Origin of the sequence: Glycomyces sp. NPDC049804, assembly GCF_040674615.1 — a bacterium.
Lineage (GTDB): Bacteria > Actinomycetota > Actinomycetes > Mycobacteriales > Micromonosporaceae > Glycomyces > Glycomyces niveus.
This window is the reverse complement of sequence record NZ_JBFAMQ010000034.1, coordinates 1-13,465: the sequence shown is the minus strand read 5'-3', so window position 1 is coordinate 13,465 and position 13,465 is coordinate 1. Positions and strand designations below refer to the sequence as shown.

Genomic DNA, 13,465 nt, shown 5'->3' with positions numbered 1-13,465 from the left:
CGATGGTACTGCACTCGAGAGGGTGTGGGAGAGCAGGACACCGCCAAACATTTACTTATAGGAAAGGCCCCCACCGTCAGGTGGGGGCCTTTTCGCTGTTCTGGTATTCAGGGCTTCGCCATTGGCGGAGCCCTTTTGCGTGCCCTCGATTCGAGTCGGCACGATAGGATTCGGCTGTGGTTGACCAGCCGGTTCGACGTATCGGGATATTCGGGGGGACGTTCGATCCTCCGCATCTGGGGCACCTTGTGGCCGCCAGCGAAGCGGCGTTCCGGTGCGCGCTCGACGAGGTGGTCTTCGTGCCGGCCGGCGATCCTTGGCAGAAGCATCACTTGAAGGTGACCGATGCCGATGCACGGCTTGCGATGACGCGTTCGGCGGTGGAGTCGGATCCGCTGTTTCGGGTGAGCACCTGTGATATCGAGCGGGCCGGCGCCACGTATGCGGTGGACACGGTCGCCGATGTCGCGGCCGAGTACGACGAGGAAGTAGACCTGTACTTCATCATCGGGGCGGACTCGCTGGAGAACCTGCACACCTGGCATCGGGTCGAAGAGCTCTGCAGCGCAGTGAGGTTCATCGCGTTGAACCGTCCGGGGCACTCGCGCCGGGAGGTCGACACCTCGTTCGGGGCGCGGGTGCAGTTCATCGACATGCCGGCGGTCGACCTGTCTTCGACGGAGTGCCGGCAGCGGGTGCGCGACGGGCATCCGATCCGGTACCTCGTGCCGGAAGCGGTCGAGGCGTACGTTCGCGAGCACGGGCTTTACCGCGGTTGAGCGTTGGGATGCTTCGCACAGCGACTGGCGTGAAACAGGGAAGTCGTCGTCGTACCCCGCGTGTAAGACTAGAGCTGCGCCGGTGACCTCCGGCGGGAATCCCATGTCAGGAGCGTTCGTGACCGCAAGTGAAACCGCCAAGACCCTGGCTTTTTCCGCTGCCCAGGCGGCGGCTGACAAGAAGGCCTTCGCCATCAACCTTCGGGACGTCACCTCGAAGATCGCCCTCACGGACGTCTTCGTGATCGTTTCGGCCTCGAACGAGCGGCAGGTCCACGCGGTCGTCGACGCGGTCGAGGAGAAGCTCATCAAGGAGCACGACACGCGTCCCCTTCGTCGTGAGGGCAAGGGCGGCGAGCAGTGGGTGCTCTTGGACTACAACGAGATCGTGGTGCATGTCTTCCACAAGGAGGCCCGGGACTACTACGGCCTCGACGGTCTGTGGAAGGACTGCCCCGAGATCGAGTTCGTCGACGAGACCGAGGCGGAGCGGATCCGTCGTGCCGAGGCCGTCGAGGGCGATGGCGAGGACGGCGAGTGAATCGGCTGCTGATCGTTCGTCACGGGCAGACCGCGTGGAACATCGAGGGCCGCATCCAGGGCTCGACTGACATCGACCTCGACGCGACCGGGGTGGCGCAGGCTGCTGAGGCCGCTCCTGAGCTGGCCGCGTACGAGCCGACTCGGATCATCTCCTCGGACCTGCGGCGGGCGCTGGACACGGCGCGGCCGGTCGCCGAGCTGACCGGGATCGAGATCGAGCTGGACAAGCGTCTGCGCGAGCGTGCTTACGGCCCTTGGGAGGGCCTGACGCAGCGCGAGATCGCGGAGCAGTTCCCGGAGGAGCACCGGCGTTGGCGCGCGCAGGAGCCCTTGCAGCACCCCGAGATCGAGACCTGGGGCGATCTGCATCGCCGGACGGGCGAGGCCGTGCGCGACATGGTCGAGTCGGGCGTCGAGGGGACCGCGATCGTGGTCTGCCATGGCGGTTCGGCGCGGCAGATCGTGGGCGGCGTGCTCGGGTTCGACGAGGCGTCGGCGAGCAGCCTTTCGGGGATGGACAACGCGCACTGGGCGGAGCTGCGCCGAATGCGCTCGGGCAAGTGGCGGCTGTTCGGGTACAACCTCGGTGTGCCGGCGCCGCACACGATCGGGCAGAGCCCGCTCGCGAAGGGGCAGCAGGAGGTCCGGTAGGACGGCGTTGAGCTCGTGGAACGCTGGACCGGGCTCGCCCGGGCGTCGTAGGCTTCGGTCGAGGCGCAACCGCGCCGGGCTCGGAGGCGTCAAACCGGCATGAATACGCAGACTTCGCGCGTTCGACGGATGGCGGGCCTGATCGGTCCGCTCGTCGGCGTGCTCATGGTGGCCGTGCTCGCTGCTTGCGGTGCGGGTGACGGCGGTTCCGACGGCGAGACGTCGATGCCGGTGACGTCGGCCGAACCGACCAGCGCGCCCGAATCGACCGAGGAGAGTCCCGTGCCTGATGAGACCACCCCGTATCTGGATCCGTCGCTCGGCGACTCGTCCAAGCCCGGTTCGTCGATGACGATCAGCGGGACGGTCGAGGCCGGGGTCGAGGCCGGCTGCCTGGTGCTCGAGTACGAGGGCACGGTGTACGGGATCTTCGGGAACTACGACTCGTCGGTGGTGTACGCCGGGGCCTCGGTGACCCTGACGGGCAGCGTCGATGACGGGATGATGACGACGTGCCAGCAGGGTACGCCGTTCGTGGTGGAGGATGCCCAATCCTCGGATTAGGTAAAGTGGCCGCGTGACCGTCGTCGTCGTTACCGATTCCACCTCGGCTCTGCCCGAGCCGCTGCGCGCTGCGCGCAGCGGCTTGACGGTGCTCGGGATTCCGGTGCTGGTCGACGGCGTCGAGTACCGCGAGGGCGAGGACATCGGCGGTGAGGTGATCGTGCGGGCGATCCGGGAGGGCCACGAGGTGACCACTTCGGGCCTGCCGCCGGAGGAGCTGCGGGCGACGTACACGCGGCTACTGGACGAGGGCGCGAGCGGGATCGTCTCGGTGCACTTGTCGGGACGACTTTCGGGGACGGTGGCGGCGGCGGAGGCCGCGGCTGCTGGGTTCGGCGGGCGTGTCGCGGTGGTGGATTCGCTTGGTGCGGGCATGGGGGTCGGGTACCCGGCCCTGGCGGCGGCCGAGGCCGCCGAGAAGGGTTCGGAGCTGTTGGCGGCCGCGGCCGCGGCGCAGTCGGCGATCGGACGGACCTCGACGTACTTCTACTTGGACACGCTCGAGTACCTGCGGCGCGGCGGGCGGATCAGCGCGGCGCGCGCGATCGTGGGGACGGCGTTGTCGGTGAAGCCGATTCTCGGGGTCGAGGACGGGCGGATCGACGTGGTCGAGAAGGTGCGCACGCCGACGCGCGGGCTGCAGCGCCTGGCGGCGCTCGCGGTGGCCGATGCGGGCGAGGCGGAGGTCGAGATGACGGTGCACCACTTGGGGGCGGAGCGCCGCGCCGAGGCCCTGGCGGGCTGGCTCGGCGAGCAGTTCGAGGGTCGGTTGCGGCGTATCGATGTGACCGAGGTGGGTGCGGCTGTTGGAGCCCATTGCGGGCCTGGTCTGGTCGGTGTGGTCACCCGGCGGCTGCCGTAGTGGCGAGGACGCCACCTAGCTGACTCTTGAACGGCTGGTTCTGGGATCTGGGTTCTGGGTTCGGGGGCGTCGTGCCGGGCGCGCGGTGCGCGCCGCGCCTGCGCGGCGGGCGTAGGGCATGCCCCTTCCCACCCGCATCCGCCTTCCGACCAACCAAAAAGGATCACTGTCGCATGAGGGTGCGACATTCGCCGATTTGGCGTGGGGTCGTATTATGGCGTCTCTTTCGGGCTGCGTCCACACTCGTCGGGGTTATCCACAGGGTCGATTTGGGTTATCCACAGGGCGAAAAGATCGCAGTCACGGCCGTGTCCGTTGCTCGTTGAGCCCGGCATGGAACGCGAACTGCCACCTGATGACGCCGCTCTGGCCGCGAGGCTTCGTATGCGGCTCAATGACACCACTGAGCCGGGGGTCTGCAAGGAGACCGTCGACGCCGATTCTGGCGAGGCTGCTCGGGAACCGGTCCTCAAGTCTCCACCGCGTCGGCGCTTCGACGAACGGCTCGAGCGGCTGCAGCACCGCTTCGGCCTCTCGCACCTGAACCGCTGGGTGCTGGTGATCGTTGGCCTGCTGGTCGCGGCCGTGGGGCTGGCGGTGACGATCCTGTCCTGGCCCGACAGCGAACCCGCCGTCACCGTGCCCGCGGCACCCGTCGAAGCGACTGCGGCCGAGCCGGAGACGATCGTCGTGTCCGTCGCCGGAGCGGTCAATGAGCCCGGGATCGTGGAGCTCGAGGCCGGCGCTCGCGTCGCCGACGCCATCGAAGCGGCGGGCGGTCTGACGGAGGGCGCCGATCCAGGATTCCTCAATCTCGCGCGCGTCGTCGCCGACGGCGATCTCGTCGCGGTCCCTGACGCCTCGGCATCGGGGGCTGCCGTCCCGGCTCCGGGAGGCGACTCGGCCGGCGCGGGCAATGGCGGGCTCGTGAACATCAACGTCGCGGATGCGGCAGAGCTCGACGCGCTCAACGGCATCGGCCCGGTCCTCGCCGAGCGGATCATCGAATACCGCGAGGCGAACGGCAGCTTCCAGTCGCTCGACGAGCTCTCCGAGGTCTCCGGCATCGGCGCTGCACTGCTCGAGCAGCTTCGCGATCAGGTGACGCTATGACGCGGATGCGGACCTGTTCGCCAGCCCGGGGGACCGTTGGACAGCCTGCGTGGGCGTCGGGCCGCCTGCGGGCGGCCTCGGGCGGTGAAGTCATTGAGTTACGAGTTCGCATTGCGGCCTGCTCCTTCCGAGGTGGTGCGGCGGGATTGGCGGCTGCCGCTCGTCGCATCAGGAGTGTGGGCTTCGGCCTTGGCGGGCTTGCACGGGAACGTCTTCAGCGGTCTGCTCTTGGCGGTCGGGTGCGCTGTTGTCGTCGTGCTGGGGCGCGACTGGAAGCGCGGGCTCTCGGCGGCCGTCGCCACTGTCGCCTTCGGAGGTCTGCTCGGGGCGGGAGTCACGGCGGTGCATGTCGCCGCCCGCGACCATCGCGGGCTCGCGGGGCAGGTCGCAGTGGAAGCGCATGGAGAAGCCGAGCTGGTGCTGCATACCGCTCCGAAGCCGTCGACTCGCCGCCCGGAGCTGGTCACTGCGACCGCGCGGCTGCGGTCGTTCCAGACAGAGGACGTCGCGCTTGACGGCCACTGGCAGGTGCTGCTCGTGGCCAGCGGCGCGGAGTGGAGCGAAGTGCAGGCAGGTCAGCGGTTGACCGTCGCTGCGGTGCTCCGCGAAGCCGATGCGGGGCGGCTGACGGCCGCGATCGTGAGCGCACGCGGCCCGCCTGAACCGATTGGGCCGCTGGCGCTCCCGCATCAGGTCGCCGCGCATGCGCGGCAGCGGTTGGCGACCGCCTCAGAGGTGGTGCCGCAGCCGGAGGCGGGCCTGATCCCCGCGCTCGCGGTCGGCGACACGTCGATGATGGATCCGGAGCTGGCCGCAGATTTCCGGACCACTGGCCTGGTGCATCTCGTGGTGGTCTCGGGATACCACTTGAGTCTGGTGGTCGGCGCGGTCCTCGCGGTCGCGCTCGCGTGCCGGGCCGGACCTCGCGGGAGGGTGGCGGCAGGCGCCGTGGCGATCGCCGCGATCGTGGTGGTGGCCGGGCCGCAGCCGAGTGTGCTGCGGGCGGCGGTGATGGCGGGGATGACACTGCTGGCGTTGGCCGCCGGGCGGCCGCGGGCCGCGATGCCGGGGCTGGCGACGGCGGTGCTCGTAGTGGTCTTGGCGGATCCGGACATGGCGGCGCAGGCGGGTTTCGCGTTGTCGGTGGCGGCGTGTGTCGGGTTGCTGTTCTTGGCGTTCCGGTGGGCGCGGCCGCTCGAGCACCGCGGCTGGCCGCAGCCGGTGGCGCTGGCGGTCACGATTCCGCTCGCGACGCAGGTGGCGGTGACGCCGCTGCTGATCGGTCTCGGCAGCGGCGTGAGTCTGGTGTCGGTGCCGGTGAACGTGCTGGCGGCCTTGGTGGCCGCGCCGGTCGTGGTGCTGTCGGTCGGGGCGGCCGCGGTGGCGGCCGTCTGGCTTCCGGGCGGCGAGGTGGCCGCGCGGTTGGCGGCGGTTCCGGCACGGTGGCTGATCTGGCTGGCGCGCAACGGGGCCGAGATCCCTGGCGCGCTGATGCCGGTGCCGGGAGGCGTGTGGTGGGGTCTCGGGTCGGCGGCGGTGCTGGCGGTACTCGTCGTGCTGCTGCAGCAGCGTCGGTTCCGGGCGCCGGTCGTCGCCGTGTTGCTGGCGGCCTCCCTGGGATCGGTGCCGGCGTGTTTGATGACCGGCGGAGCGCCCTCGGGATGGGTGGTCACCATGTGCGATGTGGGGCAGGGCGATGCGCTGGTGCTGCCCGCTGGGGACGCCGTGGTGGTCGTCGACGTCGGGCCCGAGCCGGCGGCGGTCGACGCGTGCCTGGACGAGTTGGAGGTGGAGCGGATTGCGCTGCTCGTGCTGTCGCACTTCCATATCGACCATACGGCCGGGATCGCCGGGGCGATGGAGGGGCGCGAAGTGGACGCGATCCTTGCGCCGCCGCCCGGCGAGGCTCAGTACGGGTACGAGCTGGTGGAGGAGCGGGCCGGAGCGGTGCCGGTGCTCGAGGCCGTGCCGGGGGAGGTGTTCGCGTTCGGGACGACGCGGTTGGAGGTGCTGGGGCCGCCCGTGGAGCTGCTGAGCGGCACGCGGTCGGACCCGAACAACAACTCGGTGGCGGTGCGCGCGGACGTCGCGGGGACGAGCGTGCTGCTGACCGGCGATGTCGAGCTGGAGGGTCAGCGCGCGCTGCTGGGGAGCGGGGCGGCGCTGGGTGTGGAGGTGCTGAAGGTGCCACATCACGGGTCGTCGTTCCAGGTGCGCGAGTTCCTGGAGGCGGCCGACCCTGCGGTCGCGCTGGTCGGGGTGGGGCGCGGCAACGAGTACGGGCACCCGGACCCGGGGCCGCTCGGCGTGCTGGAGGAGGGAGGGGCGCTGGTGTTCCGGACTGACGAGTCGGGTCGGATCACGGTGGTGCGCAATGGAGACAGGTTGGAGGTGGTGACGGGTAACTAAGTGCCGGCGGCGCGGCAGTGGAGTCGGCCGCGAGCGGAGGCGGCGACACGGGCGATCAGCGCGCGAGGGATGCGCGGCGTCGGGCGAATCCGAGCGGCGGCCTTTCGAGCAATGCGTGTCTCCATGGGGACGGAGTGTCACCTTTCGGGTGAAAGGGCGGAAGACGGTGCGGCGCGGTCCGGCATGATCGGGCAGCGCAAGGGGGTCGTGCGGGAGACGATGGCCCGGTCGAAACCCGAGGGGCCGCGGGCGGCATGGGAGGATGGTCCGGTGGCTGCACTCGAACCCATCCGCCTGATCCAGGGCGACGACGAATTCCTCGCCGAGCGGGCCGCCGCCGACTTCGTGAAGGCGGTGCGCGCCGAGCTCCCGGAAGGGGAGACCCCGCCCGCCGTCAACCGCATCAGCGGTGGCGACCTCACCGCGGGCGCCTTCGCCGAGCTGACGAGCCCGACCCTGTTCGGCGGCGCGGTCGTCGGCATCATCGAGTCCGGGCAGGACGTCGACAAGGACCTCGCGGCCGCCGTGCTCGCCTTCGCGAAGCAGCCCGCCCCCGGCATCTACCTCGCGGTGTGCCACAACGGCGGCAACAAGGGCAAGGCCCTCGCCGAGGGCTTGAAGAAACTCGATGTCGAGGTCGTGCGCGTCTCGAAGATCAAGCGCCAGCCCGACCGGGTGGCGTTCGTGCGCGGTGAACTGCGCGACGCGGGGGCCTCGCCGCGGTCGGCTTCGGCGGAGATCGCCGACACCATCATCCAGGCCGTCGGCTCCGACCTGCGCGAACTCGCTTCGGCGTGCGCGCAGCTCGTCGCGGACACCGACGGGAAGATCACGCAGGAGAGCGTGGCGCAGTACTACTCGGGGCGCGCGGAGGTCACGGGGTTCGCCGTCGCCGACGCGACGATCGCTGGGGACACGGCGGAGGCGCTGGGGTCGCTGCGGTGGGCGATGCAGGTCGGCGTCGACGCGGTGCCGATCGCGGACGCGCTGGCGATGGCCGTGCGGAACCTGTCGCGCGTCGCCGCCGAGCGCGGCGGGGCGGCGCAGCTCGCCGGGCAGCTCGGCATGGCGCCGTGGCAGATCGAGAAGGCGCGCAAGCAGGCCCGCAACTGGACCGCCGACGCGCTCGCCGAAGCGATGCGGGTGTGCGCGCGGTTGAACGGCGAGGTGAAGGGCGGCGCCGACGACCGGGGCTGGGCGCTGGAGCACGCGATCCTCGAGATCACCCGATTGAGCGCCGCGGGGAAGGGCAGCCGTGTCTGAGTACCGTCACGGACGAGTGTCGAGGCCCCGCCGGCCCTGGTACGCGCGGGCGCTGCGGTTGCGGCATCTGTATCTGTCGAACGCGTGGTGCGTCGTGCTCTTCGAGGGCTCGATCGCGCTGGCGGTGCTGATGGCGCTGACCGAGCTGGTGACCTGGTGGGTGGTGCCGGTGCTGCCGCTCGCGGTGGCGGGCATGGTGAAGCTCAACGACGTGATCGCGGGGACGATGGAGCGCCACGGCTGAGGTGTGCGGCCGGCCCCCAGGGCCGGGCGTGTCGGTTCGCGGCCGCCCCCGTTTGCAATGGTGCCCTGAGGGTGTGACAGGTCGCTGCGGCGGATTCGCGGTGGGCGCTGCGCGGCGTCGAGGGATTCGCCGGGCACGCCGACCGTGCTCGGGGCCGGGTGGGTTGGGCCCCCGGTTTGCAATGGTGCCGTGCGGGTGTGACAGCGCTCAGGGGATGCGATCGGCGCTCGGGAAAGTCGAAGGCGGCCGGTGCCGGGTAACGCCGAAGGCCCAGGGGCGTGAACCCCTGGGCCTTCTGAAGCTTTGCTGCTGCTCGTTCGCTCGCTTAGGCGGCGGCGGAGAGCTTGTTGAAGGACGCGGCCAGCTTGGACTTGCGCTGGGCGGCCTGGTTCTTGTGGATGACACCCTTGGTGGCAGCCTTGTCCAGCTCGCGGCTGGCGGCGCGCAGGTGGGTCTCGGCAGCGGCGACGTCGCCAGTGGCCGACGCTTCACGGAACTTCCGGACGGCGGTCTTCAGCGACGACTTCACTGCCTTGTTGCGCATCCGGCGCTTCTCGTTCGTCAGAATGCGCTTTTCTTTGGACTTGATGTTCGCCACGCGTGAAGCCTCAGTTTCGTGATTGCTTGGTTCCTTAATTGATCGCGTCGGAGGCAGAGGGCACTCCGAGCGCCTGTCAACGTTACCAGGAGCCGAGCATCGCACACGCCCTGGGAGCATGACCGCGAACCAGGTTACACGAGGTCGGGGGCGCGGCACGAATCCCGGTGCCCGGCTGTTACCCGCGATACCCGAACGCCGCTCCGGGCGGCGCCGACTCGTGTGCCGCAGCGGCCGCGCGGATGAGCCGCGACGGTTCAGACGGTGGCGCCGCGGGCTCTGAGGGCGGGGAGGATCACCTGGTCGAGCATCTCCTCGATCGCTTCGGCGTCGACGTGGCCGAAGAGGATGAACTCGTTGCGCATCAAGTCGATCGGGAGTCGCGCCAGCCGTTCGGTGAGGTGCTCCTCGGCGAGCTCGCCGCGGGCGATCGCCCGCGCGTAGACCGTGCCGCTGAGCGCTTTCGAGAGGTTGTTGACGATGCCCTCGATGAGCACCTTGCGGGCCTCGGGGTCGACGCTGACTTGGGCGAGCATGCTGAGCATCGCCGTCTGGCCCACGATGCGCATCCGCTCGTGGGCGAGTGTGAGCAACGCAATGGTGTCGCCGCGCAAGGTGCCGGTGTCGGGCACCGACTCGGCCTTGGGGACGCGGCTCGCCGCGCACGCGATCATCAGCTCGACCGGGCTCGACCAGCGCCGATACAGCACGGGCTTGCTCGTGCCCGCCCGTTTCGCGACGCCTTCCATCGTGAGCTTGGAGAAGCCGACTTCGCGGAACTCGTCCCAGACGGCGTCGAGAATCGCCTGCTCGAGTGCTTCACCTCGACGTCTGGACGTCGTTTTGCGTTCCAACCGGGCCCCCTAGATACTCGCCGTTTCTTATGTTAGCGTGAGGGCAATCAAGATACGGACCGTATCTTGCGGATGAATGGAAACGACCATGGAAACCACCCCCCAGGCAACCCCGATCGGCCGGGTGATCGGCCTCAGCGCGGCCCTCGCGCTCATCGTCGGCGTGCTGACCCTCGCCTTCGCCTGGCCTTCCGCGGGCATGGGGCCCAACGAGGTCCCGATCGCGGTGATCGGCCCCGACGAGGCCGCCGCACAGGTCCAGGCCCAGCTGGACGAGGCCGAGCCGGACGGCTTCGACGTCACCGCCGTCGCCGACCCCGCCGAGGCCGAAACCCTCATCAAGGACCGTGAGGTCTACGCGGCCTTCGCGATCACACCGACGTCGGTGGACCTCTACACCGCCTCCGCCGCGTCGCCGACCGTGGCGCGGCTCGTGACCGGTATCGCCGACCAGATGGCGGCGCACATGGGCCAGGCCGCCGGTCAGCCCGTCGAGGTCAACGTCGAGGACCTCGTGCCGCTGCCCGCCGACGACCCGAACGGCGCCGGTCTCGCCGCCTCTGCCTTCCCGATGGCCATGGGCGGCATCGTGATCGCCGCGCTCATCGCGTTCGGCGTGCGCGGGTCGGGACGCCAGGCCGCGGCGGGGGTCCTCGCGCCGCTCGCCGTGGGCGCCGGCGTCGCGGCGATCCTGATGTACGTGCTCGAATCGATCGACGGCGACTATGCGGCGATCGCGGGCGCGCTGGCGCTGACGATGGCGGCGACCGCGTGGGGCATCCTCGGGCTCGCGAAGCTGCTGGGCCGGGTCGGGATCGCGCTGGGCGCGGTGATCGTGATGCTGGTGGGCAACCCGCTGTCGGGCATGACGGGGGCGCCGGAGCTGCTGCCCGCGCCGTGGGGCGGGTTCGGGCAGTTCCTGTCGCCTGGTGCGGGCGGAACGCTCGTGCGCTCGACCGCGTACTTCGACGGCAATGGCGGCGAGGCCGCGGTCTGGGTGCTCTCCGGCTGGATCGTCGTCGGTGTGCTGCTCTTCACCATCGGCGCGGTCCGCGCCAAGGTGCAGGGTGTGAGGGACGAGACGAAGGAACCCGCCGCGGCTGCGGTCTAGCGGCGGAGGCAAGGGACGGTCTCGGCGGCTTCGGCCCGCGGCAGCGCGGGACGGGGCCGCCGGCCATGTGCGCGGAGTCTTTCTCGCAGCGGTCGACCCCCAGAGCGACGTTTCGCGGTCGCCCCGGTTTCGATGGTGCCGGAGGGGTCTGACATTTCGCATGGGGGCGGGGCCGGCTTGCGGTGTGGGGGGATATTTCGCGCACGGGGTGGCTTTTAGGGTGGCGATTTGCGGTCGCCCCCGGTTTCGATGGTGCCGGGAGGGTCCGACAATTCGGGGCGGGACGGGGCGCCGTCGGCGGGCGGGCGGGTTTTCCGCGCGAGGCCGCGGGTGAGCGGGGCGCCTTTTCTCGCTGGGTGAGCGGGGGTGCGCGGGAGGGTAAGGCAGAATTGGCTAGCCACCCATCCGACTGGGTCATCGGCCGGATCGCGAGCGATCCGATTGGGCCGTCGTTCGGATCGCAAGCGGGCTTGGCGAAGCCCGCGAGCCATACATTGGTACCGCCGACAAGGAAGGCCACCGTGACCAACGCGCCAGGCTCGACCGCTCCGGAGTCGATCCGGAACTTCTGCATCATCGCGCACATCGACCACGGCAAGTCCACGCTGGCCGACCGCATGCTGCAGATCACCGAGGTCGTCGACGCCCGCCAGATGCGCGCGCAGTACCTCGACCGGATGGACATCGAGCGCGAACGCGGCATCACCGTGAAGTCCCAGGCCGTCCGCATGCCCTGGACGGTCCGCTCCGGCGAGTCCGAGGGCCAGGGCTTCGTGCTCAACATGATCGACACCCCCGGCCACGTCGACTTCACCTACGAGGTCTCCCGCTCCCTCGCGGCCTGCGAAGGCGCGATCCTCCTCGTCGACGCCGCCCAGGGCATCGAGGCGCAGACCCTCGCGAACCTCTACCTCGCGATGAGCAACGACCTCACGATCATCCCGGTGCTCAACAAGATCGACCTCCCCTCGGCCGACCCCGACCGGTACGCCGAGGAGATCGCGAACCTCATCGGCTGCGAGCCCGAGGACGTCTTCCGCGTCTCCGGCAAGACCGGCGTCGGCGTCGCCGAGCTCCTGGACGCGGTCGTCGCCCAGATCCCCGCGCCCATCGGCGACCCGGACGCCCCCGCCCGCGCGATGATCTTCGACTCCGTCTACGACGTCTACCGCGGCGTCGTCACCTACATCCGCGTCGTCGACGGCAAGCTCAACGCCCGCGACCGCATCCGCATGATGTCGACCCGCGCCGACCACGAACTCCTCGAGATCGGCGTCATCAGCCCCGAGCCGGTGGTCTCCAAGGCCCTCAGCGTCGGCGAGGTCGGCTACCTCATCACCGGCGTGAAGGACGTGCGCCAGTCCAAGGTCGGCGACACCGTCACCCTCAACCGGAACCCCGCCACCGAGGCCCTGCCCGGCTACACCGAGGCCAAGCCGATGGTCTACTCCGGGCTCTACCCGATCGACGGCTCCGACTACGGCAACCTCCGCGAAGCCCTCGACAAGCTGCAGCTCAACGACGCCGCGCTCCAGTACGAGCCGGAGACGTCGGCCGCGCTCGGCTTCGGCTTCCGCGTCGGCTTCCTCGGCCTGCTCCACCTGGAGATCATCCAGGAGCGCCTCGAGCGCGAGTTCAACCTCGACCTGATCTCGACCGCGCCCAACGTGGTCTACCAGGTCGTCAAGGAGGACGGCGAGGAAGTCGAGGTCACCAACCCCTCCGAGTTCCCCGAGGGCAAGATCTACTCGATCACCGAGCCGGTCGCCAAGGCCACCATCCTCACCCCGAAGGAGTACATCGGGCAGGTCATGGAGCTCTGCCAGTCCAAGCGCGGCGTCCAGATGGGCATGGACTACCTCTCGACCGACCGCGTCGAGCTCCGGTACAGCCTGCCGCTCGCCGAGATCGTCTTCGACTTCTTCGACCAGCTCAAGTCCCGCACCAAGGGCTACGCCTCGCTCGACTACGACATCGAGGGCTCCCAGGAGTCCGACCTGGTCAAGGTCGACATCCTGCTCCAGGGCGAGAAGGTCGACGCGTTCGCCGCGATCGTCCACAAGGACCAGGCCTACGCGTACGGCGTGCGCCTCTCCGAGCGGCTCAAGAAGCTCATCCCGCGCCAGCAGTTCGAGGTGCCCATCCAGGCGGCGATCGGCTCGCGCATCATCGCCCGCGAGACCATCCGCGCCCTGCGCAAGGACGTGCTCGCCAAGTGCTACGGCGGCGACATCTCCCGCAAGCGCAAGCTCCTCGAGAAGCAGAAGGAGGGCAAGAAGCGGATGAAGAACATCGGCCGCGTCGAGGTCCCCCAGGAGGCGTTCATCGCCGCGCTGCGGACCGACGAGAGCTAGCAGGCAGGAAAGGGCGGCACCGGATTGAACTGGTCCCCGGATGTTGGACTGGTATTGGAAGGTTAGACCTTGAGGGCCTTGGCTCGGTATTGGACCGGGCTCAGGCCCTCAAGTCGTGTG

General features: G+C 69.7%; 13 protein-coding genes. 11 read left to right on the top strand and 2 right to left on the bottom strand.

Features of this window, described 5'->3' with window-relative positions:
- The first annotated feature begins 176 nt into the window (after positions 1-176).
- The 9 genes from nadD to AB0K52_RS25360 all read left to right on the top strand — a co-directional run bounded on the left by nadD (position 177) and on the right by AB0K52_RS25360 (position 8,428).
- The gene (gene nadD, locus AB0K52_RS25400) at positions 177-779 is read left to right on the top strand and encodes a nicotinate-nucleotide adenylyltransferase (RefSeq protein WP_363537257.1); all 603 of its coding nucleotides are present in this window, start codon (positions 177-179) and stop codon (positions 777-779) included.
- 118 nt (positions 780-897) lie between these two features.
- Positions 898-1,320, top strand: coding sequence for a ribosome silencing factor (rsfS, locus tag AB0K52_RS25395; protein WP_363537254.1), 423 nt, complete (start codon positions 898-900; stop codon positions 1,318-1,320).
- A complete protein-coding gene (locus AB0K52_RS25390; RefSeq protein WP_363537251.1) occupies positions 1,317-1,973 on the top strand; it encodes a histidine phosphatase family protein in 657 nt (218 codons plus the stop codon). Before rsfS ends, AB0K52_RS25390 begins: the two co-directional genes overlap by 4 nt.
- 99 nt (positions 1,974-2,072) lie before the next feature.
- On the top strand, positions 2,073-2,537 hold the full coding sequence (locus AB0K52_RS25385; RefSeq protein WP_363537248.1) for a hypothetical protein: 465 nt from the start codon (positions 2,073-2,075) through the stop codon (positions 2,535-2,537).
- Between the two features lie 13 nt (positions 2,538-2,550).
- Positions 2,551-3,399: a DegV family protein gene (locus AB0K52_RS25380; RefSeq protein ID WP_363537246.1), complete on the top strand. Its 849-nt coding sequence runs from the start codon at positions 2,551-2,553 to the stop codon at positions 3,397-3,399.
- Between the two features lie 333 nt (positions 3,400-3,732).
- On the top strand, positions 3,733-4,512 hold the full coding sequence (locus AB0K52_RS25375) for a helix-hairpin-helix domain-containing protein (RefSeq protein WP_363537243.1): 780 nt from the start codon (positions 3,733-3,735) through the stop codon (positions 4,510-4,512).
- 93 nt (positions 4,513-4,605) lie between these two features.
- The gene (locus AB0K52_RS25370; RefSeq protein WP_363537240.1) at positions 4,606-6,921 is read left to right on the top strand and encodes a ComEC/Rec2 family competence protein; all 2,316 of its coding nucleotides are present in this window, start codon (positions 4,606-4,608) and stop codon (positions 6,919-6,921) included.
- A gap of 270 nt (positions 6,922-7,191) precedes the next feature.
- Positions 7,192-8,184 carry a DNA polymerase III subunit delta gene (holA, locus tag AB0K52_RS25365; RefSeq protein WP_208495618.1) on the top strand — a complete coding sequence of 331 codons (993 nt, stop codon included), beginning with the start codon at positions 7,192-7,194 and terminating at the stop codon, positions 8,182-8,184.
- A 16-nt stretch (positions 8,185-8,200) separates the two neighbouring features.
- On the top strand, positions 8,201-8,428 hold the full coding sequence (locus tag AB0K52_RS25360) for a hypothetical protein (RefSeq protein ID WP_363537260.1): 228 nt from the start codon (positions 8,201-8,203) through the stop codon (positions 8,426-8,428).
- A 325-nt stretch (positions 8,429-8,753) separates the two neighbouring features.
- Here AB0K52_RS25360 and rpsT read toward each other — a convergent pair whose 3' ends face one another.
- Together rpsT and AB0K52_RS25350 are read right to left on the bottom strand one after the other, a co-directional pair.
- Positions 8,754-9,026, bottom strand: a complete 273-nt coding sequence (rpsT, locus tag AB0K52_RS25355) for a 30S ribosomal protein S20 (RefSeq protein WP_208495616.1) — start codon at positions 9,024-9,026, stop codon at positions 8,754-8,756.
- 257 nt (positions 9,027-9,283) lie between these two features.
- A complete protein-coding gene (locus tag AB0K52_RS25350; RefSeq protein WP_363537236.1) occupies positions 9,284-9,880 on the bottom strand; it encodes a TetR/AcrR family transcriptional regulator in 597 nt (198 codons plus the stop codon).
- An 88-nt stretch (positions 9,881-9,968) separates the two neighbouring features.
- Between AB0K52_RS25350 and AB0K52_RS25345 the strand changes: the two genes are divergently transcribed.
- Complete coding sequence (locus tag AB0K52_RS25345; protein WP_363537233.1) at positions 9,969-10,991, top strand: hypothetical protein; 1,023 nt, start codon at positions 9,969-9,971, stop codon at positions 10,989-10,991.
- Positions 10,992-11,512: 521 nt separating this feature from the next.
- On the top strand, positions 11,513-13,345 hold the full coding sequence (gene lepA, locus AB0K52_RS25340) for a translation elongation factor 4 (RefSeq protein WP_363537230.1): 1,833 nt from the start codon (positions 11,513-11,515) through the stop codon (positions 13,343-13,345).
- Positions 13,346-13,465: the final 120 nt, after the last annotated feature.